The sequence below is a fragment of the Microbispora sp. ATCC PTA-5024 genome (genome assembly GCF_000511135.2).
Classification (GTDB): domain Bacteria; phylum Actinomycetota; class Actinomycetes; order Streptosporangiales; family Streptosporangiaceae; genus Microbispora; species Microbispora corallina.
The window spans coordinates 295,270-317,687 of record NZ_KI866527.1 but is presented as its reverse complement, the minus strand read 5'-3'; the positions used below and the strand labels follow the sequence as shown (position 1 = coordinate 317,687).

Annotated in this window: 17 protein-coding genes and 1 tRNA gene; 10 read left to right on the top strand and 8 right to left on the bottom strand. The window is 70.7% G+C overall.

The window, feature by feature from the left end; genetic code table 11:
- Positions 1-320: 320 nt before the first annotated feature.
- The gene (locus MPTA5024_RS39130; RefSeq protein WP_036332495.1) at positions 321-1,802 is read left to right on the top strand and encodes a trypsin-like serine peptidase; all 1,482 of its coding nucleotides are present in this window, start codon (positions 321-323) and stop codon (positions 1,800-1,802) included.
- 646 nt (positions 1,803-2,448) lie between these two features.
- Here MPTA5024_RS39130 and MPTA5024_RS39125 read toward each other — a convergent pair.
- From MPTA5024_RS39125 to MPTA5024_RS35905, 3 genes are all read right to left on the bottom strand, one after another.
- Positions 2,449-3,960, bottom strand: coding sequence for a trypsin-like serine peptidase (locus MPTA5024_RS39125; protein ID WP_036332493.1), 1,512 nt, complete (start codon positions 3,958-3,960; stop codon positions 2,449-2,451).
- Between the two features lie 527 nt (positions 3,961-4,487).
- The gene (locus MPTA5024_RS43010; RefSeq protein ID WP_036332491.1) at positions 4,488-6,059 is read right to left on the bottom strand and encodes a trypsin-like serine peptidase; all 1,572 of its coding nucleotides are present in this window, start codon (positions 6,057-6,059) and stop codon (positions 4,488-4,490) included.
- Between the two features lie 336 nt (positions 6,060-6,395).
- On the bottom strand, positions 6,396-6,920 hold the full coding sequence (locus MPTA5024_RS35905) for a MarR family winged helix-turn-helix transcriptional regulator (protein ID WP_036332489.1): 525 nt from the start codon (positions 6,918-6,920) through the stop codon (positions 6,396-6,398).
- A gap of 82 nt (positions 6,921-7,002) precedes the next feature.
- Between MPTA5024_RS35905 and MPTA5024_RS35900 the strand changes: the two genes are divergently transcribed.
- On the top strand, positions 7,003-7,761 hold the full coding sequence (locus MPTA5024_RS35900) for a trans-aconitate 2-methyltransferase (RefSeq protein WP_232326788.1): 759 nt from the start codon (positions 7,003-7,005) through the stop codon (positions 7,759-7,761).
- A 108-nt stretch (positions 7,762-7,869) separates the two neighbouring features.
- The gene (locus MPTA5024_RS35895) at positions 7,870-9,324 is read left to right on the top strand and encodes a CYTH and CHAD domain-containing protein (protein ID WP_036332925.1); all 1,455 of its coding nucleotides are present in this window, start codon (positions 7,870-7,872) and stop codon (positions 9,322-9,324) included.
- A gap of 87 nt (positions 9,325-9,411) precedes the next feature.
- Here the strand turns inward: MPTA5024_RS35895 and MPTA5024_RS35890 are convergent, their stop codons facing one another.
- Genes MPTA5024_RS35890 through MPTA5024_RS35875 form a run of 4 tightly spaced genes read right to left on the bottom strand, consistent with a single transcriptional unit; the run spans position 9,412 to position 14,613 of the window.
- Positions 9,412-10,302, bottom strand: a complete 891-nt coding sequence (locus tag MPTA5024_RS35890; protein WP_036332488.1) for an NUDIX hydrolase — start codon at positions 10,300-10,302, stop codon at positions 9,412-9,414.
- A 22-nt stretch (positions 10,303-10,324) separates the two neighbouring features.
- The gene (locus tag MPTA5024_RS35885) at positions 10,325-12,427 is read right to left on the bottom strand and encodes an RNA degradosome polyphosphate kinase (protein ID WP_036332486.1); all 2,103 of its coding nucleotides are present in this window, start codon (positions 12,425-12,427) and stop codon (positions 10,325-10,327) included.
- Positions 12,428-12,485: 58 nt separating this feature from the next.
- Positions 12,486-13,682, bottom strand: a complete 1,197-nt coding sequence (locus MPTA5024_RS35880; protein ID WP_232326787.1) for a TetR/AcrR family transcriptional regulator — start codon at positions 13,680-13,682, stop codon at positions 12,486-12,488.
- Positions 13,675-14,613 carry an acyl-CoA desaturase gene (locus MPTA5024_RS35875; RefSeq protein WP_036332485.1) on the bottom strand — a complete coding sequence of 313 codons (939 nt, stop codon included), beginning with the start codon at positions 14,611-14,613 and terminating at the stop codon, positions 13,675-13,677. Before MPTA5024_RS35875 ends, MPTA5024_RS35880 begins: the two co-directional genes overlap by 8 nt.
- Before the next feature lie 347 nt (positions 14,614-14,960).
- On the opposite strand from MPTA5024_RS35875, the gene MPTA5024_RS35870 reads away from it, so the two are divergent.
- The 5 genes from MPTA5024_RS35870 (at position 14,961) to pth (ending at position 19,436) form a co-directional block, all read left to right on the top strand.
- Positions 14,961-15,031: transfer RNA gene (locus tag MPTA5024_RS35870), tRNA-Gln, on the top strand.
- Positions 15,032-15,205: 174 nt separating this feature from the next.
- Positions 15,206-16,678: a bifunctional UDP-N-acetylglucosamine diphosphorylase/glucosamine-1-phosphate N-acetyltransferase GlmU gene (glmU, locus tag MPTA5024_RS35865; RefSeq protein WP_036332484.1), complete on the top strand. Its 1,473-nt coding sequence runs from the start codon at positions 15,206-15,208 to the stop codon at positions 16,676-16,678.
- A gap of 319 nt (positions 16,679-16,997) precedes the next feature.
- The gene (locus MPTA5024_RS35860; RefSeq protein WP_036332483.1) at positions 16,998-17,975 is read left to right on the top strand and encodes a ribose-phosphate diphosphokinase; all 978 of its coding nucleotides are present in this window, start codon (positions 16,998-17,000) and stop codon (positions 17,973-17,975) included.
- A gap of 161 nt (positions 17,976-18,136) precedes the next feature.
- On the top strand, positions 18,137-18,742 hold the full coding sequence (locus tag MPTA5024_RS35855) for a 50S ribosomal protein L25/general stress protein Ctc (protein ID WP_036332482.1): 606 nt from the start codon (positions 18,137-18,139) through the stop codon (positions 18,740-18,742).
- Positions 18,743-18,809: 67 nt separating this feature from the next.
- Positions 18,810-19,436 carry an aminoacyl-tRNA hydrolase gene (pth, locus tag MPTA5024_RS35850; RefSeq protein WP_051459084.1) on the top strand — a complete coding sequence of 209 codons (627 nt, stop codon included), beginning with the start codon at positions 18,810-18,812 and terminating at the stop codon, positions 19,434-19,436.
- On the opposite strand, the gene MPTA5024_RS35845 is transcribed toward pth, so the two are convergent.
- On the bottom strand, positions 19,411-20,052 hold the full coding sequence (locus tag MPTA5024_RS35845; RefSeq protein WP_051459083.1) for an exonuclease: 642 nt from the start codon (positions 20,050-20,052) through the stop codon (positions 19,411-19,413). The two genes, pth and MPTA5024_RS35845, sit on opposite strands and share 26 nt — an antisense overlap.
- A gap of 93 nt (positions 20,053-20,145) precedes the next feature.
- On the opposite strand from MPTA5024_RS35845, the gene MPTA5024_RS35840 reads away from it, so the two are divergent.
- Positions 20,146-21,633 (top strand): exopolysaccharide biosynthesis polyprenyl glycosylphosphotransferase, encoded by a 1,488-nt coding sequence (locus tag MPTA5024_RS35840; protein ID WP_051459082.1) that lies wholly within the window; start codon positions 20,146-20,148, stop codon positions 21,631-21,633.
- On the top strand, positions 21,630-22,409 hold the full coding sequence (locus MPTA5024_RS35835) for a 3'(2'),5'-bisphosphate nucleotidase CysQ (protein ID WP_036332481.1): 780 nt from the start codon (positions 21,630-21,632) through the stop codon (positions 22,407-22,409). Before MPTA5024_RS35840 ends, MPTA5024_RS35835 begins: the two co-directional genes overlap by 4 nt.
- Positions 22,410-22,418 lie beyond the last annotated feature (9 nt).

The following is a 22,418-nucleotide window of genomic DNA, read 5'->3' as shown; positions in this document are numbered from 1 at the left end:
AGGCGGAGGCGCGGGACATCTGAGACGGGTCCGGGGGGCCGCCCGGTTTCGTCCGGCGCGTGTGACCTTCGTCACAGAGGTCAGTAGACCGGTCCATCACTGTCCGTCGCCTTCGCGAGACGGACATGCCGCGTGATCAGCCAATCCCAGGAAATTCTCAGGAATGGCATTCAGCCGCCATTCAGGGTGCGCACGGCTAAGTCGCAAGATTTCACTTCAGACTGCTTATTTCTCTCCTGATTCTTCGTATAACTTTTGACCGTTCCTTCACTGACGGTTGGGGCGCAAGTGACGCCTCACGACAGACCAGGGAGATCCTCTTGAAGCGCACCCTCGCTCTGGGTGGTGTCGCGGCCGGCCTGCTGGCCTCCGCCGCCATCGCCGCCCCCGCCCACGCCGCCGGCGACGTCTCCAGCGACACCCTCGCCAGCACCAACCTCGCCGCGCAGCAGGTGGCGGCCTTCTGGTACGGCCAGGCGAAGGCGAACCTGATCAACGCCACGCCGTACAACGTCGAGACGACGATCCCCAGCAAGCACGTCTCGACCGGCGGCCCCGCCGCCGACACCAAGCCCGGTGTCGTCCCGGCCATCGGTGACGAGAAGAAGTCCACGAGCACGTCGAAGAACGTGAACCTGCCCAAGACCACGGGCAAGGTGTTCTTCATCGGAGCGGACAGCAAGCCGCACTGGTGCTCGGCGACCTCCGTGCAGTCGACCTACCACAACCTGGTGGCGACCGCGGGTCACTGCGTGTACGACACCGAGTCGAACAAGGCCACCCTCGACAAGTGGGTGTTCATCCCCGGTTACTACCAGGGCAAGACCCCGTGGGGCATCTACGTCGGCAAGACGGCGTACACGCACTACGACTTCGACGTGTACGAGGACGGCGACCGCGACTACGCGTTCGTCACCGTGTACAACGGCGTGCTGCCCACCAGCGCCTCCGTGTCGAAGGACCCGCTGCCCTTCGAGACCAAGGCCGAGGCCGAGAAGAAGAAGGCCGAGCTGGAGGCCGACAAGTCCGACGGCTACTCGAACCTCACGATCGAGCGGAAGGTCGACACCACCACGGTGGGCGCCGTTCCGGCCGGTTCGGAGTTCGAGAAGACCTACGTGACGCTCGACACCTGGAAGAAGCTCAACCCGCAGCCGGCTGCTTGGGGCGGGTTCAAGCCGAACACCGGTGTCACCGACTCGTCGACGTTCAACAGGCCGCAGGGCTGGCCGGGCAACGGCAAGGTCTCCGCCGACGGCAAGACCTACTACTTCGAGGTCAAGTTCGGCCGCAGCACGAAGTACATCACCCGCACCTTCTGGATCAACTACGACGTCGACTACTCCGTGGTCGGCAAGGCGCTGTGGATCGGGCTCAAGGACGTCGGCCGCCTCGGCGACAACGTCGGCGGCCAGGGCCTGGCCTACAACCAGAAGGTCGGCTCCTCGGTGTTCGTGTTCGGCTACCCGAGCGGGTCGCACCCGGACGGCAGCCACACCTTCACCGGCCAGACCCTCAAGTGGAGCTACGGCAAGACCTTCGCGGCCACCGCGCCCTCCATCAAGGGCGACGAGCTCGTGGGCGTCAAGTCGTCCTTCACCGGTGAGGGCTCGATCGGGTCGTCGTGGCTGGCGCAGTACAAGACCTCGCGTCGTCTCGGCTACCTGAACGGTGTGACCATCGGCGTCTCCGACACCGACAAGAACAACCGCATCGACACCAGCGTCTCCCCGTACTTCGACGGTGAGACCTACGGCGTCTACAAGTCGGCCGCCGCCGTGTGGTCCGGCAAGATCGTCTGATCGTCGCCCACAGGGTCGACAGCGGTAAACAGCAGTAACAGCAGTAAACGGCGGTGAACCGCCAGGGAAGGGCTCGGCAGCCGGCGCCGGGCCCTTTCCGCTTTTCCGGGTCCCGCCTCGGGGCCGGATGCGGGGGCGCCGCGCGAACCGGACCCGGAGCCGAGGAGGCGCGGGCGCCGTCCCCGGCCCGGACGCGCCTACGAGGCGTCCTGGGGCGAGGGCCCCACACCGCGTCCCCCCTGGCACGTGGGAGCGAGGCCTACGCGGCGTTCCAGGGCCTACGGGAGACGCGTGCGACGTGGCACGTCCCGGCCACAGGAGAGCGGCACGCCGGGATGTCCGGGCACAGGAGACCGGCACGGCGGGCACGTCAGGGGCGCAGGAGACCGGCACGGCGGGCACGTCAGGGGCGCAGGGGAGTGGCGCGTGGCCGTCCCCAAGGGCGCGGGAGGCGGCACCTCCTCCACAGGGGCGCAGGGGGCGGGCAGGCGCCGAGGCGCCGGGGGCCGGTAAGCCCCCCTGAGCCTCGCCCTCGCCGTCGCCGCCGAGAGGTCCTCGTGGAGCCGCACGCGCGGGTTCCGGATACGCGAAAGGGCCCGGCCGACCGGCCGGGCCCTTCCTAGTGCTTACGTGCGCGACGTCCAGATCAGACGATCTTGCCGGACCACACGGAGGCGGCCGACTTGTAGACGCCGTAGGTCTCACCGTCGAAGTACGGCGAGACGCTGGTGTCGATGCGGTTGTTCTTGTCGGTGTCGGAGACGCCGATGGTCACACCGTTCAGGTAGCCCAGGCGGCGGCTGTTGTTGTACTTCAGCAGCCAGGACGACCCGATCGAGCCCTCACCGGTGAACGACGACTTGACGCCGACGAGCTCCTCGCCCTTGATGGCCGGAGCCTGGGCGGCGAAGGTCTTGCCGTACGACCACTTGAGGGTCTTGCCGGAGAAGGCGTGGTTGCCGTCCGGGTGCGAGCCGCTCGGGTAGCCGAACACGAAGACGGGCTGGCCGATCTTCTGGTTGTAGGCGAGGCCCTGGCCGCCGACGTTGTCGCCGAGGCGGCCGACGTCCTTGAGCGAGATCCACAGAACCCGGCCGTACAGCCAGTAGTCGACGTCGAAGTTGCCCCAGAAGGTGGCCTTGTACTTCTTGTCGCCCGCGGTGAAGTAGTAGATCGTCTGCTTCGTGGCGTCGGTGGAGTTCCAGCCGTCGGCGTGCTCGTTGGCCGGGACCTCCTTGACGGAGGAGCCCCACGTGTTGTCGCTGAAGGTGGAGTCGCCGATGTGGCCCTTGGCCCAGTTCTCCAGCGTGGTCCGCGCGGAGTTGATGGTGCTCGGGTCGACAGCGAGCTGCGCGACGCTGGCCGGGACCTTCATGGAGCCCGCGGTGCCCACGGTCACCTTGTGCGCCCAGTCGATCCGGGGGACGATCCGCAGGCGCGAGTGGCCGTTGGACTTGTCGGCCTCGTACTTGGCCTTCTGCGCCTCGGCCTCGGCCTTGGTCTCGAAGAACTCCGGCTTGTGGGAGACCGTGGCGCCGGTCGGCAGGACACCGTTGTACACGGTGACGAACGCGTAGTCGCGGTCGCCGTCCTCGTACACGTCGAAGTCGTAGTGCGTGTACGCCGTCTTGCCGACGTAGATGCCCCACGGGGTCTTGCCCTGGTAGTAACCGGGGATGAAGACCCACTTGTCGAGGGTGGCCTTGTTCGACTCGGTGTCGTACACGCAGTGACCCGCGGTCGCCACCAGGTTGTGGTACGAGGACTGCACGGAGGTCGCGGTGCACCAGTGCGGCTTGTGGTCCGCACCGATGAAGAACACCTTGCCCGTGGTCTTGGGCAGGTTCACGTTCTTCGACTTCGAGGTGCTCTTCTTCTCGTCGCCGATGGCCGGGACGACACCGGGCTTGGTGTCGGCCGTCGGGCCGCCGGTCGAGATGTGCTTGCTCGGAACCGTGGTCTCGACGTTGTACGGCGTGGCGTTGATCAGGTTCGCCTTGTTCTCGCCGTACCAGAAGGCCGCGACCTGCTTGGCGGCGAGGTTGGTGCTGGCGAGGCTGTCGCTGGAGACGTCGCCGGCGGCGTGGGCGGGGGCGGCGACGGCGGCGGAGGCCAGGAGGCCGGCCGCGACACCACCCAGAGCAAGGGTGCGCTTCAAGAGAATCTCCCTGGTCTGTCGTGAGGCGTCACTCGCGCCCCAACCGTCAGTAAAGGAACGGTTCGTAAGTTATCTGAGGATTGGCTGGGAAGGGTGGTAATCATGCGGTGCTCTTGATCCACCTGTCCGATCGCACATCCGGAACGTTCTAGACGAGAGCTAGATAACCGATGCATAACTGCTGATGGGTCGCCCTTTACTGGTGATCCTGACTTCTGGTTGCGTGGATCGTTCCGGCGCGGCAATGTGACGTAAATCACATCAGCCGGACGAAACCAGATCGCCCCCGCGACCCGTCGAAGATGCCTCTCCGAAGGACCTGCCGGCCCACCCGCACCGCCTCCGGGCCGGTTCGTGCGGCGGCGGAAGTTCCAGGGAAAAGGAGAAGGCCCGGCCGGGAGGGCCGGGCCTTTCCGTCGTGCGGTGGCCGGATCAGACCCGTACGGGCCGGATCAGGTCGTGGGGACCGGATCGAGCCGCGTAGGTCGGATCAGGCCGGGAAAGCCGGATCGGACTGTGCCGTCAGATCAGACGATCTTGCCGGACCACAGCGAGGCGGCCGACTTGTAGACGCCGTACAGCTCACCGTCGAAGTACGGCGAGATGCTGGTGTCGATGCGGTTGTTCTTGTCGGTGTCCGCGACGCCGATGGTCACACCGTTCAGGTAGCCGAGACGGCGCGAGCTCTTGTACTGCAGCAGCCACGACGAGCCGATCGAGCCCTCGCCGGTGAAGGAGGACTTGACGCCGACGAGTTCCTCGCCCTTGATCGCGGAGGCCTGCGCGGCGAAGGTCTTGCCGTAGCTCCACTTGAGGGTCTGGCCGCTGAAGCTGTGGTTGCCGTCCGGGTGCGACCCGCTCGGGTAGCCGAAGACGAAGACGCTCTTGCCGAGCTTCTGGTTGTAGGCCAGGCCCTGCCCGCCGACGTTGTCGCCGAGGCGGCCGACGTCCTTGAGGCCGATGCCGAAGACCCTGGCGGTGACCTTGTAGTCAAGGTCGTAGCTGCCCCAGAAGGTCCGCTTGAAGTACTTGTACGTCGCGGTGGGGGTGGGCGTGGGGGTGGGGGTCGGCGTGGCCGACGGCGACGGGCTCGGCGACGGGGTCTCCGAGACGACGGTCTCGGGGGCCGGGACCGGCGTCCGGAAGAAGAGGGCCTTCTTGTCCGGGCTGTAGTAGAAGTCCTTGTCGCTGTTGTACTGCCCGGCGGTCAGCTCGTCGGTCTTCACGCCGGTGCGCGGGTCCCACGGCCCGTTGCCCGTCAGGTCCTTGCCCTTGTTGGCGGCCTGGAAGGCGTCCGCGGTGATCGAGAACACGTCGGACTCGGGGGTGCCGACCGGGACCAGGTGGTCCGGGTCGCCGACCGAGTTGACCTCGATCTTCGACCAGGCCGTGGTCTTGTCGTTCTGGATGCGGGCCTTGTCCTTGTAGGCCTGCCACTTGTGCTCCCACACCTTGGAGTAGGAGCCGAAGCCGGCGCCGGTGGGCAGCACGCCGTTGTAGACGGTGACGAACGCGTAGTCGCGGTCGCCGTCCTCGTACACGTCGTAGTCGTAGTGGGTGAAGGCCTGCTTACCCACGTAGATGCCCCAGGGCGTCTTGCCCTGGTAGTAACCGGGCACGAAGACCCACTTGTCGAGGGTCTCGCGGTTGCTCTCGGTGTCGTAGACGCAGTGACCCGCGGTCGCCACCAGGTTGTGGTACGAGGACTGCACGGAGGTGGCGGTGCACCAGTGCGGCCGGTGGTCGGCGCCGATGAAGAACACCTTGCCCAGCGTCTTGGGCAGGTTCACGTTCTTCGACTTGGCGGTGCTCTTCTTCTCGTCGCCGATCGCGGGCACGACACCCGGCTTGGTGTCGGCCGACGGGCCGCCGGTCGAGACGTGCTTGGCGACGACCTTGGTCTCCACGTCGTACGGCGTGGCGTTGACGAGGTTCGCGTAGTGCTCCGCGAACCAGAACGTCGCGATCTCCTTGGCCGCGAACGGCGTGTTGGCCAGGATGACGGACGGAACGGTGTCGGAGGCGTGAGCCGGGGCGGCGACTGCCGCGGAGGCCAGGAGGCCGGCCGCGACGCCACCCAGAGCGAGCGAGCGCTTCAAGAGGATCTCCCTGGTCTGTCGTGAGGCGTCACTTGCGCCCCAAGCGTCAGTAAAGGAACGGGAGCAAGTTATCTGAGAAAAAGCTGGGAAAGAGGGTGATTTGGGCCGCCTGTCCGGGATTGTGGAACCCCCCGCTTGACTGGCGTGACGCAGATCAGTGCTGTACGCGGCGTGTTTACGCTGATCATGAACCTGAAGGCGGCCTTGACAGGCGCGTGGCGGGTGGATAGGTCTAACCGCGACTGTGAGCGAAATCACATCTTTCACACGAAACCGGAGGTCGTCGCCGTCACGTCCGAGAATGCCGCGTTAGGACCCGGTCTCCCGGGGAACGGGCTACTGCACTCCGCTGTCGGAGGCGTCAAAGGGAACGAGAAGCGTGCGCAGCAGGCCCGCCAGGGCCTGCTGTTCATGCTGTTCCAGGCCGCCGAGCAACTCCCGCTCGCGCCGCAGCAGGTCGGCGAAGGCGGCGTCCACCCGGTGCAGCCCCGCCGGGGTGAGCCGTACGAGGACACCGCGGCGGTCCTCCGGATCGGGACGGCGGGTGACCAGCCCTGACGCGGCGAGACGGTCGATGCGGTTCGTCATCGTCCCGGACGTGACAAGCGTGGCGCGCAGCAGCGCCCCCGGGCTCAGCTCGTACGGATCGCAGGCCCGGCGCAGCGCGGTCAGCACGTCGAACTCCCACGACTCGACGCCGTGGTCGGCGAAGGCGGCGCGGCGCTCGCGTTCCAGGTGCCGGCTCAGGCGGGACACCCGGCTCAGCACCTCGAGGGGCGTCACGTCCAGGTCGGGACGCTCCTGCCGCCAGGCCGCGACCAGCCGGTCCACCTCGTCCTCGACGGGCCGTGAGAAGGTCATGCGCCCGAGTGTAGCTCTCTTGACATCGAGATATCCGGGGCGATATCGATATCTCGACATCAAGATAAATCGGAGGCAGTGGATGACCCGCGACATCTGGGACCCGGACGTCTACGAGCGGTACGCCGGGGAGCGCGCCCGCCCCTTCTTCGAGCTGCTCGCCAGGGTCGACGCCCGCGACCCCGCGTACGTCGTCGACCTCGGCTGCGGAACCGGCGAGCTCACCGCGGCGCTGTGCCGCCGCTGGCCCGGCGCGACCGTGCACGGCCTCGACTCCTCGCCCGCGATGATCGCGAAGGCGCCGCCCGGCCCGACCTTCGAGGTGGCGGACGTGCGCGACTGGCGGCCGGCGGCGACGGTCGACGTCCTCGTCTCCAACGCCCTTCTCCAGTGGGTGCCCGAGCACCGGGACCTGCTCGCCCGCTGGGTTGCCGGGCTGGCCGAGAGAGGCTGGCTGGCCTTCCAGGTGCCGGGGAACTTCGACGCCCCCAGCCACGCCGCCGTCCGGGAGCTGTGCCGGACGGCCTGGCGCGAGGAGCTGGGCGACGTGCCGAGGGAGGCCCCGGTGGGGGACCCGGAGGAGTACCTCGATCTGCTCGCCGGGCTCGGCTGCTCGGTCGACGCCTGGGAGACCACGTACGTCCACGTGCTGCCGGGCGAGGACGCGGTGCTGAACTGGGTGCGGGGGACGGCGCTGCGGCCGCTGCTCGACCGCCTGCCCCCCGGACGCCGCGACGACTTCCTCGCCGACTGCGCCCGCGTGCTCGGCGAGGCCTATCCCCGCCGGCCGTACGGCACGCCGTTCCCGTTCCGGAGGATCTTCGTCGTGGCCCACCGCTGACCCCGCGCCTCAATCTGGACAAAAGGGACGATCGGGAGCGGTATTTGTTTACCTTCGAGTGGCACTATGGCCATGAATAGGTACATAACCGTTCAGATTGGGGTGCTCGTGCCGATCGAAATCGAGGACAAGTTCGACGTGCCGGCCGAGTTCGCGGTGCCCGACATGAGCGGCGTCCGGGGCTGCGCCTCGGTGTCCCGCACGCTCAGCCACCAGTTGGTCGCCACCTACTTCGACACTCCCGACCTGCGGCTCGCCGCCCGGGGCGTCACCTTGCGCAGGCGCCGCGGCGGGGACGACGCCGGATGGCACCTGAAGCTGCCGAAGGCCAAGGGCGCCCGCCAGGAGATCCACCACCCGCTGACCCGCAGCGCGAAGGTCGTGCCGCCCGAGCTCGCCCAGCTCGTGCTCGCCTACACGCGCGGCGCGCCGCTGGGGCCGGTGGCGCAGCTGGAGACCCGCCGCGGCCTGGTCCGGCTGTTCGGCCCGGAGGAGGCGGTCCTCGCGGAGATCGCCGACGACCGGGTCAAGGGCACGGTGTTCGGCACGGAGCCCGTGGTGCGGCGCTGGAGGGAGGTGGAGGCCGAGCTCAAGGAGGGCGACCGGGAGCTGCTCAGGCGGGTCGCCAAGCGGCTGCGCAAGGCCGGTGCGACGCCGGCGGGCGCGAGCAGCAAGCTCGCGCGCCTGCTCGGGGACATCCCGGTCCGGCCCCTGGCGCGGCCCGAGCCCGGCTCGGCAGGCGAGGTCGTGGTCGCCTACCTGCGCGACCAGGTGAACGCGCTGACCGCCCGTGACCCGCGGGTGCGCCTGGCCGAGGAGGACGCCGTCCACCAGGCCCGCGTCGCCTCCCGCCGCCTCCGCAGCGCGCTCAAGGCGTTCAAGAAGATCGTCGCCGACACCGATGAGGTGCAGGGCGAGCTCAAGTGGCTGGGCGAGGTGCTGGGGGAGGCGCGCGACCTGGAGGTGATCAGGGACCGCTTCGCCCGCCGCCTCGACGCGCTCGACCCGTCGCTCGTCGTCGGCGAGGTGCGCCGGCGGCTCGGCGAGGACCTCCTGGCCAGGGAGCAGGAGGCGTACGGCCGGATCCGGGAGGCGCTCAGCGGCGAGCGTTACTTCGCGCTGCTGGACGCCCTCGACGCGCTCGTGGCCGACCCGCCGCTGACCCCGCTGGCGGCCAAGGACGCCGCCAAGACGCTCGGCACGATCACCGACAAGGGGTGGGCGCGCGTCGTGCGGTTCTACGAGGAGGCGCAGCGCGTGGAGGACCTCGCGGAGCGCGAGACGGCGATGCACGAGGTGCGCAAGGCGGCCAAGCGGGCCCGCTACACGGCGGAGGTCGTCGGCGCGTCCGAGGCCGCGAAGCGGGCCGAGACGGTCCAGGAGGTCCTCGGGCGGCACCAGGACGGTGTCGTCGCGCAGGGCATCCTGCTGGAGGAGGCCGCGGCCGCCCGGCGGGCCGGGGAGGACACCTTCACCTACGGCGTCCTCGCCGGCATCGAGCGGTGCGAGGCCGACCGCGCCCACGCCGAGTTCCCCGGCGTCTGGGCCCGCGTGGCCCCGTGACGACGCCCGGCCGCGCGGACGGCGCCGGGTCCGGCCCCGCGCCGTGACGACCCCGCCGCGCGGAGGCGGCGGAGTCGTGCCGGCCGGTCAGGTCACGTGGCGTTCGAACGTGACGACCCGGCCGGCGGCCCGGTTCAGGACGGCGAAGCCGCCCTTGGCCAGGGTGGGGTCGCCCAGGCGTCCGCCGTACACGGGCGGGATGAGCGCGGGCAGGACCTTGCCGTGGCTGCACACGACGGCCGCCTCGCCGGAGTCGAACAGCTCGCGGAGCAGCCGGTCGGCCTCGGCCGGGTCGTAGCCGCTCTCCGACAGCGTCTTCTCCTTGCGGATCTCCAGCCCGCTCTCGGCGGCGTACGGCTTGAGCGTCTGCACGCAGCGCCTGCTGTGCGAGCTCACGAGCAGGGCAGGGTGGTAGCCGCCCAGGATCCGCGCCAGCGTCCGCGCCTGGTCCCGCCCGTCCGGGTCGAGGGGGCGGCGGTCGTCGTCGCCCGTCCACTCCTGCCGCGACCCGGCCAGGCCGTGCCGTACGAAGATCAGCGGTGAGGTGGCGAGCGGCAGGGCGGTGAGCGCCCCCAGGACGGCCCTGTCCCACTCGTAGGTCAGCCGCCGCCCGGCCTCCGGCAGGGGGAGCCAGACCAGCTCGTCCACCTCGTCGTTCCCGTCGAGTGCGCCGCCGCCGGGCTGCGCCTCCCCAAAGAAGCGGGCGGCCCAGTAGTCGACCCGCTTGATCCGGCCGTCCTTCATGTAGTGGACGGGCGGCAGCGCGCGGCCCAGCACGACCTCCAGGCCAGTCTCCTCGGCCACCTCCCGCAGGGCGGCGGCGATGACGTGCTCGCCCGGCTTGAGCTTGCCCTTGGGGAAGCTCCAGTCGTCGTACCTGGGGCGGTGGACGAGGGCCACCTCGGGCGCGCTCTCGTCGCCCCGCCACACCACGGCCCCGGCGGCCCGGATCATCCCGGCCCCACCGTCGTCGCTCATCGGCATTCCTCGGGTCGCCCGCTCAGTCCATCGACGACTGGTCGTCCACCGTGCGCCACCGCCGGCTCGCGATCAGATGGTGCTGCAGGTCCACGTCGCCCCGGTGGCGCAGCCACTTGCCGTCGGAGTTCAGCGTCCACGCGGTGGTGCCCTCTCTCATGGCCAGGTCGAGCAGGTCGGACAGATACTTGCGCTGCTGCGGGCTGGCGACCTTCACCAGCGCCTCCACCCGGCGGTCGAGGTTGCGGCGCATGAGGTCGGCGCTGCCGATCCAGATCTCCGGCCGCCGTCCCCCGCCGAACTCGAACACCCGCGAGTGCTCCAGGAACCGGCCGAGGATGCTGCGCACCCGGATCGTCTCCGACAGGCCGGGGACGCCGGGACGGAGCGTGCAGATCCCGCGCACCCACAGGTCGATCGGGACACCGGCCTGGGACGCCCGGTAGAGCGCGTCGATGATCGGCTCGTCGACCATCGAGTTCGTCTTGATGCGGATCCGCGCGGGCCGCCCGGCCTTGCGGTGGGCGATCTCCTGCTCGATCCGGGCGAGCAGGCCCGGCCGCAGCGACTCGGGGGCGACCAGCAGCCTGCGGTACTCCGACTGGCGGGAGTAGCCGGTCAGGTGGATGAACAGGTCGGTGACGTCCTCGCCGACCTGCGGGTCGGCCGTGAGCAGGCCGAAGTCCTCGTACTGCCGGGCCGTCTTGGGGTTGTAGTTGCCGGTGCCGATGTGGCAGTAGCGGCGCAGCTCGCCGCCAGCCTCCTGGCGGACCACCATCGCCAGCTTGCAGTGCGTCTTCAGCCCGACCACGCCGTAGACGACGTGGCAGCCGGCCGTCTCCAGCTTGCGCGCCCAGGAGATGTTGGCGTGCTCGTCGAACCTGGCCTTGATCTCGACGACCACCACGACCTGCTTGCCCGCCTCCGCCGCGTCGATCAGCGCGTCCACGATGGGCGAGTCGCCGCTCGTCCGGTAGAGCGTCTGCTTGATCGCCAGCACGTCGGGGTCGGCCGCCGCCTCCTCCACGAACCGCTGCACGCTGGTGGAGAACGAGTCGTACGGGTGGTGGACGAGGATGTCCCGCTCGCGCAGCACCGCGAACAGGTCGTCCTCCGCGCCGACGGCCTCCGCCGGGACGAACGGCCGGTAGCTGAGCTCGGGCCGGTCGAGGTCGGCGATGGCGTGCAGCCCGGTCAGGTCGAGCGGGCCGGGCAGGCGGTAGATCTCGTTGTCCGCCACCCCCAGCTCCTCCACGAGCAGGTCGAGCACCTGCGGGGTGATGGTGTCCTCGACCTCCAGCCGTACGGGAGGGCCGAAGCGCCGGCGCAGCAGCTCACGCTCCAGCGCCTTCATGAGGTTCTCGGTGACGTCCTCGTCGATCTCCAGGTCCTCGTTCCTGGTGACCCGGAAGACGTGGTGCTGGACGACCTCCATGCCCTTGAACAGCTCACCCAGATGGGCGGCGATGACGTCCTCCAGTGGGACGAACCGGTCCTTCGACGCGGTGACGAACCGGGGCAGCTGGGAGGGCACCTTCACCCGGGCGAAGACCGTGTGGCGCGTCTCCGGGTTGCGGACCATGACGGCGAGGTTGAGCGACAGGCCCGAGATGTACGGGAAGGGGTGGGCCGGGTCGACCGCGAGCGGGGTCAGCACGGGCCGGATCCGCTCCCGGAACAGCTTGCGCAGCGCGGTGCGCTCGTCGCGCGCGAGGTCGTCCCAGCGGACGATCTCGATGCCGGCCTCGGCCAGCTGCGGGCGGACGTGGTCGTGGAACACGGTCGAGTGGCGCACGGCGAGGTCGTCCGCGACCGCCGCGATCCGCGTCAGCGCCTCGCTCGGCTTGAGCCCGCCCGTGGTCCGCAGCAGCAGGCCCGTCGCCATCCGCCTCTTGAGCCCCGCCACGCGCACCCGGAAGAACTCGTCGAGGTTGCTCGCGAAGATGGCCAGGAACCGCACGCGCTCCAGCAGGGGGATCGCGGGGTCCTCGGCCAGTTCCAGGACGCGCTCGTTGAAGTGGAGCCAGCTCTCCTCGCGGTTGAGGTAACGGTCCGGGGGAAGAGGGGCCTGCTCGAGGAGAGTGACCTCCTCCGGTTCAGGAGATGGGGAGCTTTGGGCGGACATATAACGAAATATGCCCCAAGTTGTTGAACGGAACGTTAATTTCGCCGCAACGAAATCGTCAGGTGCCTCCGGCGGCGCCGGGTTCGGGCTGGTCAGGGCCCAGCCTGTCGGCCGTGCGGGCGAGCCGCGCCTCCTGGGCGCGGAGCCTGTCCCGTTCGCGCTCCTCGCGTTCGCGCAGCTTGGCCTGCTCCCTGAGCTCGCGCTCCCTGGCCTTCTCCTGCTCGCGCCGCAGTTTCTCCTGCTCCCTGAGCTCGCGCTCGCGGGCCTTCTCCTGCTCGCGCTGCTCGCGCTCCCTGGCCTTCTCCTGCTCGCGCCGCAGCTTCTCCTGCTCCTTCAGCTCGCGCTCGCGGGCCTTCTCGAGCTCCTTGAGCTCCCGCTCGGTCGGGCGGGCCGTACGGACGTCGGAGGTGGGGGCGAGGATGCGGCCGCGGGTGGCGGCGGTGAGCGTGGGGTTCGGGTTGAGGCCGGTGAGACCGTTCCAGGACAGGTTGACCAGGTGGGCGGCGACCTCCTCCCGGCGCGGGCGGCGCACGTCGAGCCACCACTGCCCGGTGAGCGCGGTCATCCCGACGAGCATCTGGGCGTACATGGGGGCCAGCTTGGGGTCGTACCCCCGCTCCTTGAACTCGTCGGCCAGCACGTCCTCGACCTGGCTCGCGATGTCGCTGATGAGGCTGGCGAACGTGCCGGTCCCCGACGCGGCGTGGGAGTCGCGCACGAGGATGCGGAAGCCCTCGCTGCTCTCCTCGATGTACTGCAGCAGGGCCAGCGCGGCCCGCTCCAGCTTCACGAGGGCGTGCGACGCGGACAGGGCCTGGGTGACGAGGCTCAGCAGGCGCTGCATCTCCCGGTCGATCACGACGGCGTAGATGCCCTCCTTGCCCCCGAAGTGCTCGTACACGACGGGCTTGGACACCTTGGCGCTGGCCGCGATCTCCTCGACCGACGTGCCGTCGAAGCCCTTCTCCGCGAAAAGGGTCCGGCCGATCTGGATCAGCTGCTCGCGGCGCTCCGCGCCGGTCATGCGTCTTCGGGATCGAGAGGACTCGCTCACGGGTTCCATCATGACGCGTTGGGGGCCGCCGCCCTGGCTCGGGACGGCGCCGCCGGTGACGGCGCTCATGCGCGCCGGAGCCGGCACGGCGAGGGCGGCGCGCGGCGGGGGAGGGGCGGGCGGGGACGCGGTCAGGGCCGCCGGCGAATGCGCGGCGGCCCAGCCGTCCCCCTCGACGGGGGTGGCTGCGGGGTCAGCCAAGTCGCTTCGCCGCCAGCCGCTCGGGGGTGGGCCAGCGCACGTCGGTCGCCCAGCCGGCCTTCTCGAACCAGCGGATCATGCCCGCGCTCAGGTCGATCTGGCCCTTGAGCGCGCCGTGCCGGGCGCAGGTGGGGTCGGAGTGGTGCAGGTTGTGCCAGGACTCGCCGAACGACGGGATGGCGAGCCACCACACGTTGCGGGACTTGTCGCGCGACTCGAACACCTCCTCGCCGAAGACGTGGCAGATGGAGTTGATCGACCAGGTGACGTGGTGCAGCAGCCCGATCCGGATGATGGTGCCCCAGAAGAACGCGGTCACCGCGCCCTGCCACGACCAGGTGATCAGGCCGCCCAGGGCCGCCGGGAGCAGCAGGGAGGTGATCGCCAGCGGCGGGAACCACCGGTGGAGCTTCATGATGTCCGGGTCCTTCAGCAGGTCGGGGGCGTACTTGGACCGGTTGACGCGCTCGACCTCGAAGAGCCAGCCCACGTGGGCGTACAGCAGACCCTTGCACATCGACCTGAACCCGGGGCCGAACCGCCACGGGGAGTGCGGGTCGCCCTCCTTGTCGGAGAACTTGTGGTGCTTGCGGTGGGCGGCCACCCAGTCGAGCACCGACATCTCCAGCGAGAGGCTGCCGGCGATGCCGAGGGCGATCTTCAGGGCGCGGTTGGCCTTGAACGACCCGTGGGTGAAGTAGCGGTGGAACCCGACCGTGACACCCAGGCCGGAGACGACGTAGAACGCGAGGGCGATCGCGACGTCCGTCCAGCCCAGGCCCCATCCCCAGGCGAACGGCACGGCGACGGCCAGCGCGAGGATCGGAGTGCCGACGACGATCGCGAAGATGATCAGATCGGCCGTTGACTTGTTCTCCGGCTCGAACTCCGGCTTCGGCTGCGGCGAGGGCCGCTCGGTCAGGACGGTCATGGGCTACCTCACGTTGTGGCGAGATTGTCTGGCTACGCAACCGTAACCTACGCCATCGTAAGTTAGGAATACCTAAGAGCGAATGTGTGGAAGGTGACGCTCCCGGGTGCATCTGGTGGCGAGTCCGCGTCTTGCCCTGAGAGCTCGCGATCTGGTATGCGAGCGAACCAGATGCGGTCCGGTTCCCCTGTGGCGTGCCCGTGCCGGCCCCGTCCTAACGCGGGCAGGCCGGAAGATCGGGGAATGCGGTGTCCGGCCTGATTGGATGAGCGGAACGGGGGGTGGATCTGTATCCTGAGGTCGGAATCCGGCCCCGCCGGAATCCGACAATGGGCACTAAAAGTCCATCCCGGGTCGTCTAGGGGCAAGACTACAGATTTTGGTTCTGTCAACGGAGGTTCGAATCCTCCCCCGGGAGCGCGTCGAACGGGCTCGGAGCACACCCTCTCCGGTGGTGGGGGCTGGATGGCTCCGGGAGTACGCCGGGTAAGCTCACCTTGTCGAGCGGGTGGACGTGCGGTGCCCAGGTAGTTGCCGTACGGAAACCGAACGTCGACCCGTGTCAGCCGCGACGCCGAGGGAGCCTCAGTCCGTGAGTGTGCCGCGCCCGGCAGCCGTGATCGTCCTCGCCGCCGGCGAGGGCACCCGGATGAAGTCGAAGACCCCCAAAGTCCTCCACGAGATCTGCGGTCTCGCGCTCGTGGACCACATGCTCGCAGCCGCGCGCGGCCTCGGCCCCGAGTCGCTGATCGTGGTCGTCGGCCACGCGCGCGACCGGGTCGAGGCGCACCTCGCGGCGTCCGCGCCCGACGCACGCCCGGTCGTGCAGGAGAAGCAGAACGGCACCGGCCACGCCGTCCGCACCGTCCTGGAGGCCGTCGGACCGATCGAGGGCACCGTCCTCGTGACGTACGGCGACACGCCGCTGCTGCGCACCGAGACGCTGGCCGCGCTGCTGGCCCGCCACGACGGCGACGGCAACGCGGTGACGGTCCTGACCGCCCGCGTGCCCGACCCGACCGGGTACGGCCGGATCGTGCGCGACGCCGGCGGCGCGGTGCTGGAGATCGTCGAGGAGAAGGACGCCACACCCGAGCAGCGGGCGATCACCGAGATGAACTCGGGCGTCTACGCGTTCGACGGCGGCCTGCTGGCCGAGGCCCTCAAGCGGGTCGGCGCGGCCAACGCGCAGGGCGAGCAGTACCTCACCGACGTCCTGGCCATCCTCCGCGAGGACGGCCACCGGGTCGGGGCCCACGTCGCGGCCGACCACGTCGAGGTCGAGGGCGTCAACGACCGGGTCCAGCTCTCCTTCGCCCGCCGGGTCCTCAACCAGCGGATCCTCGAGGCGCACATGCGCGCCGGGGTCACGATCGTCGACCCGGGCAGCACGTGGATCGACGCCGGGGTCGTCCTGGAGCCCGACGCGGTCGTCCACCCGGGCACCCAGCTCAGGGGCGCCACCAGGATCGGCGAGGGGGCCGAGGTCGGCCCGGGCGCCACGCTCACCGACACGGTCGTGGGCGAGGAGGCCGTGGTCCGCAACACGGTGAGCGACGGCGCCGAGATCGGCGCCCGCGCCTCCGTCGGCCCGTTCGCCTACCTGCGCCCCGGCACGGTCCTCGGGGCCGCCGGCAAGATCGGGACCTTCGTCGAGACGAAGAACGCCCGCATCGGCGAGGGGTCGAAGGTGCCCCATCTCACGTACGTCGGGGACGCGACGATCGGGACCGGCTCGAACATCGGGGCCGCCTGCGTCTTCGTGAACTACGACGGCGTCGCCAAGCACCACACGGTCGTGGGCGACCACGTCCGCGTGGGCAGCGACAACATGCTCGTCGCGCCGATCACGATCGGGGACGGCGCGTACACCGCCGCCGGATCGGTGATCACGTCCGACGTGCCGCCCGGGGCGATGGCGGTCGCCCGGGGCAAGCAGCGCAACATCGAGGGGTGGGTCGTCCGGCGCCGGCCGGGCACCGCCTCCGCCGCGGCCGCCGAGCGGGCGGCCGCCCCACGTCCCGGCGGCGCGGACGAGGGTGACCGCGCCGGCGCGGACGAGTAGGACACCCACCCCCCATCCCCGAACGGCCCGCGAGGCGGGCCGGGCGAGCAGACAGGAAGAACGAGAACGAGGCGCGGTCCCCGACCGCGTAGCGCCCGAGGGCCAGGCCAGGAGGACACCGTGAGCGACCAGAAGGACCGAGCGAGGGGACACGGGGTGCCGTCCCTCCTCCGGGACCAGGCGACCCGGGACGGAGCGGCCTCGACGGCCCCACACGCCCGACACGCGAGGAGCGCGGCATGAGCGAGCGAGGCGAGCGGACCGGCAGGCACGGCGTGATTCGCGGATGCGACTACGAGCGGCCGGGCGGGAGGGAGTCATGAGCGGGAAGAAGACGGCGGGCGAGCGGAACCTCATGTTCTTCTCCGGGCGCGCCCACCCGGAGCTGGCCGACGAGGTGGCGGCCAACCTGGCCGTCGAGATCACCCCGACGGCGCTGCGCGACTTCGCCAACGGCGAGATCTACGTGCGCTACCTGGAGTCGGTGCGCGGCTGCGACGCCTTCGTGATGCAGAGCCACACCGCCCCCATCAACAAGTGGATCATGGAGCAGCTCATCATGGTGGACGCCCTCAAGCGGGCCTCCGCCAAGCGGATCACCGTGATCATGCCGTTCTTCGGGTACGCCCGGCAGGACAAGAAGGGCCGGGGGCGCGAGCCGATAACGGCCCGGTTGATGGCGGACATGTTCAAGCAGGCGGGCGCCGACCGGCTCATGTCGATCGACCTGCACACCTCCCAGATCCAGGGCTTCTTCGACGGCCCGGTGGACCACCTGTTCGCGATGCCCGTGCTGATCAACTACCTGCGCGGCAAGCTCGACCCGGCGACGACGACGATCGTCTCCCCCGACACCGGCCGCGTGCGGCTGGCCGAGCGGTGGGCCGACTCGCTCGGCACGCCGGTCGCGTTCATCCACAAGCGGCGCGACCTCGACGTGGCCAACCAGGTGAAGGTGCACGAGGTGGTCGGCAAGGTCAGCGGCCGGACCTGCGTCCTGATCGACGACATGATCGACACCGGCGGCTCGATCTGCAAGGCGGCGGACGCCCTGTACGAGCACGGCGCGACCGACGTGATCGTGGCGGCGACGCACGCGGTCTTCTCCGACCCGGCCGTCGACCGGCTGAAGAACTCCCGCATCTCCGAGGTCGTGGTGACCAACACGCTCCCCATCCCGGAGGAGAAGAGGTTCGACAGCCTCACGGTGATGTCGATCGCCCCGCTGATCGCGCGGGCCATCACCGAGGTCTTCACCGACGGCTCCGTGACCAGCCTCTTCGAGGGCGACAGCTGACGGCCGGCCCGGGGCGTCCCGCCGCGGCGCTCCGGGTCCGTCCCGGTCTGCCGGGTCCCGGGGCACGGTAGGGTAGTCAAGTTGCGCTCGTAACGCCTTCCGCTAGGGCGGGTGAGGGGGAGCGCGCCATCCGCAGACGAGTCATCCCTAGGAGATGTGCCGTGTCCGAAGTACGCATCGCCGCCGAGCCCCGCGACCAGTTCGGCAAGGGCGCCGCGCGCAAGATCCGCCGCGCCGACAAGGTCCCGGCCGTCCTGTACGGCCACGGCACCGAGCCCAAGCACCTGACCCTGCCGGGCCACGACCTGCTGCTCGCGCTGCGCACGCCGAACGTGCTCATCCGCCTGCAGGGCGAGGGCATCGACGAGATCGCGCTGCCCAAGGGCGTCCAGCGCGACCCCATCAAGGGCTTCCTCGAGCACGTCGACCTGCTGCTGGTCAAGCGTGGCGAGAAGGTCACGGTCGAGATCCCGGTCACGGTCGTCGGCGACCCGATCGGCAGCGCGATCGTCGAGCAGCAGCTCGTGACGATCGGCGTCGAGACCGAGGCCACCCACATCCCGACCGGCGTCGAGGTGGACGTCGACGGCAAGGACGCCGGCTTCGCCGTCCACGCGGGCGACCTGAAGCTGCCGTCGGGCACGACGCTGTCGGGCGACCCCGAGGCGCTGGTGCTGCAGGTGATCTCCGCCCCGACGGCCGAGCTGCCCGAGGAGGGTGCGGCCGCCGAGGCGGCTCCCGCCGAGGGCGCCGAGGCCGCCGAGTAGGACCCGTTCGTGAGAGAGTCCTCCACAGGACATCCTGTGGAGGGCTTCTCCATGTGAGGAGACGGTGATGTTTTCCCGCGACGCGTCGTCGCCGGCGGCGGAGCGCTGGCTGGTGGTCGGCCTGGGCAACCCCGGGCCGGAGTACGCCGGGAACCGGCACAACGCCGGGTTCATGGTCGTGGACGAGCTCGCGGCGAGGGCCGGCGGGCGGTTCAAGGCCCACAAGTCCAGGGCTGAGATCGTCGAGGGCCGGCTGGCCGGGGTCCCGGCCGTCCTGGCCAAGCCGCTGTCGTACATGAACCTCTCGGGCGGCCCGGTCAAGGCGCTGGCCGACTTCTACAAGGTCGCCCCCGACCACGTCGTCGTGGTGCACGACGAGCTGGACATCCCGTACGGCGCCCTGCGGGCCAAGGTGGGCGGCGGGGACAACGGCCACAACGGGCTGAAGTCGATCACGAAGTCGCTGGCGACCCGGGACTACCCGCGCATCAGGTTCGGCATCGGCCGGCCGCCCGGGCGGATGGACCCCGCCGCGTTCGTGCTGCGCGACTTCGCCACGGCCGAGCGCAAGGACCTGCCCTTCCTGGTCGACCGGGCCGCCGACATGGTCGAGTCGATGATGACTGCCGGTCTGGAGGCCACCCAGAACCGCTTCCACGCGGGCGACCTCAACCCGGCGAAGCCGCCCCGCTGACCCCCGCCGTCCCGTCCGCGGGGACGGCCCTGCTGAGGCGGCCGGCGCCGGGCCAGAGCATGAGGTTCTGGAACAGCTCGGCCTGCTCCACGGCGTCGTCCAGCGCGTTGTGCGTGTGCAGGCGGGCCGACCGCACCTCCCGGGGCATCTGCCGCTTGGTCGCCCAGGCCACCGGCACCGCGGCCTTCGCGGCGTACAGCGTCTTGATGTCGATGCACCGGGAGTGCCCGAACGGGGACTCCCCGGTGAAGCGCAGGAAGTACCAGTAGATCCACATCCAGTCGTACGCCAGGGGGAACGCCGCCAGCACCGGCAGCGTCTCGCCGCACACCTCCGCCACCCAGGCCGCGGCCGCCGCCATCGCCTCGGCCGGGTCGCGCCCCTCGCGCACCAGCAGGTCGCGGTCGAGGCCGCTCACCGCGAGCGACTCCGCCACGTACGCGTCGCTGATCGGCCGCAACTCGGCGTAGAAGGTCGCCGACTCGGGGTCGACGCGCTCGAACCGCCGCCCCGACATCCGCCCGGCCACCGTCATCCCCAAGCTGATCATCGAATACGGCCCCGGGATCGGCCCGTCGGCTTCGATGTCGACGGAAATGTACGTTTCGGCTTTCATGAATCCCCCTGATGCCCCGGGTGGGCGGCCGCTAGCATTCTCTGACGGTCCGTGTTCACGCGGTCACGTAAACGGCCATCGGGGGAGGCGTGCGTGCTGGACGGCGAGCTGTCCGCGGTCGTCCCCGGTGAGTCCGGCGCCCCGCGGCCGCGCCCCCGGCCGGGCCCGCCCGACTGGGCGGTCCGGTACCGCCGCCACGCCGTCGTGTCCGACATGCTCTGCGCCCTCCTCGCCGGAGCCGCCGCCGTTGTGGCGCGGCTCGGCGAGGGTACTGCGTCCGCCGCCCCCCGGGTGATCGGGACCGTCGCGCCGCCGCTGGTGTGGGTGGCGTGGCTGGCCCTCGGCGGGGCGTACGCGACGGGGCTCTTCGGGTCGGGGCCGGAGGAGTTCCGGCGGATCGCGCGGTGCTGGGGGGCGCTGTGCGCCGCGGTGGCCCTCACGGCGTACGCGGCCGGGACGGCCCCGGCCCGCGCCCACGTCCTCGTCGCCCTCCCGCTCGCCGGCGCGCTGACCCTCGCCGGACGGCACGTCCTGAGACGGCGGCTGCGCGGCCGGTGGGCGCGCGGAGACGGCTGGCGATGCCGCGTGGTGGCCGTGGGCCGGCCGGCCCAGGTGGCCCGGTTGCGCGAGGTGTTACGGCGCGATCCGGGCCAGGGCGTGCGTCTGGTCGCGGCCTGCCTGTCGTCGGGCGGCGACGCCGATCCCGGAGTCGTCCGCGCCGCCCGGGTGGCCGGGGTCCCGGTGCTCGGCGACCTCACCGACGTGCCACTCGTGGTGGAGCAGACGGGGGCGGACGCGGTCGCCGCGCTCGCCTGCCCCGAGCTGGACGGCCCCGCCCTGCGGCGGCTGGCCTGGCGGCTGGAGCGCGGGCGCGCCGGTCTGCTGGTGGCCCCTGCGCTGCTCGACGCGGCCGGGCCGCGGACCGCGCTGCGGCCGGTGGCGGGGCTCTCGCTGCTCCGCGCCGAGCACCCCGAGCTGACCGGCGCAGGACGGCTGCTGAAGGGCGCCGTCGACCGGGTGGCCGCCGGGCTCGCGCTGGCCGTGCTGGCGCCGCTGCTGGCCGCCCTCGCCCTCGCCGTACGGGCGACCAGCCCCGGGCCCGCGCTGGAGCGGCGGCGGCGGGTCGGCAGGGACGGCGCGGAGTTCACGCTCCTCCGGTTCCGGACCACGTGGCGGGAGGCCGACCGGCGCCGGGTCGAGCTGTCGGGCGGGCGCGGCGATCCCGTCTCCATCCGGCGCGACCCCCGGGTCACCCCGCTCGGCGCGCGGCTGCGGCGGCGCTCGCTCGACGAGCTTCCCCAGCTGGTCAACGTCCTGCGGGGCGACCTGTCCCTGGTCGGGCCGCGCCCGCCGCTCCCGGCCGAGGTCGAGCAGTACGGCGACGACGTGCGCAGGCGGCTGGTGGTACGGCCCGGGATGACGGGCCTGTGGCAGCTTGACCGCCGACCCGACCTGTCATGGGAGGAATCGGTACGGTTGGACCTGCGTTATGTCGAGAACTGGTCTCTCATGCTGGATCTGCAGATCCTGTGGAAGACATGGGCTGCGGTGGCACGCGGGACGGGAGCTTACCGAGGATGACGATACGGGACGACCACTCCCTCGCCGGTGATCTGGCGACGGAGGCGGGGGAGCGGCTCCTGGAGCTCCGCGCGCGGCACGGCTTCGACGACCAGCGGGCCCTCAAAGACGCCGGCGACCGGTCGTCGCACCGCTTCCTCATGGACGCGCTCGAGCGCCTGCGGCCCAGCGACAGCGTGCTGTCGGAGGAGGCGACCCGCGAGGAGCGGATGGACCCCCGGCGCCTGTCGGCCTCCCGGGTCTGGATCGTCGACCCGCTCGACGGCACCCGGGAGTACTCCGAGCCCGGCCGGTCCGACTGGGCCGTGCACGTCGCCCTGTGGCAGGACGGATCGCTCACGGCGGGAGCCGTGGCCCTCCCGGCCCAGGGGCGCACGCTCACCACCGCCGAGCCTCCCGTGCTGCCGAAGGCGCCCGCGGCCGGCGAGCCCTTCCGCATCGCGGTCAGCCGCACCCGGCCGCCCGAGTTCGTCCGCGAGCTGGCCGCCCGCCTGGGCGCGGAGCTCGTCCCGATCGGATCCGCCGGAGCCAAGATCGCCGCCGTGCTCACCGGCCAGGTCGAGGCGTACGTGCACGCGGGGGGCCAGTACGAGTGGGACTCGGCCGCGCCGGTCGCCGTGGCGCTCGCCGCCGGGGCCCACGTCAGCAGGATCGACGGCTCGCCGCCGGCCTACAACCAGGCCGACCCCTCGCTGCCGGATATCCTGGTCTCCCTACCGGATCTGGCGCCAACGATGCTCGCCTGCATCCGTGACCTGCACCGCCAGTCTCCCTAAGAGGAAGCC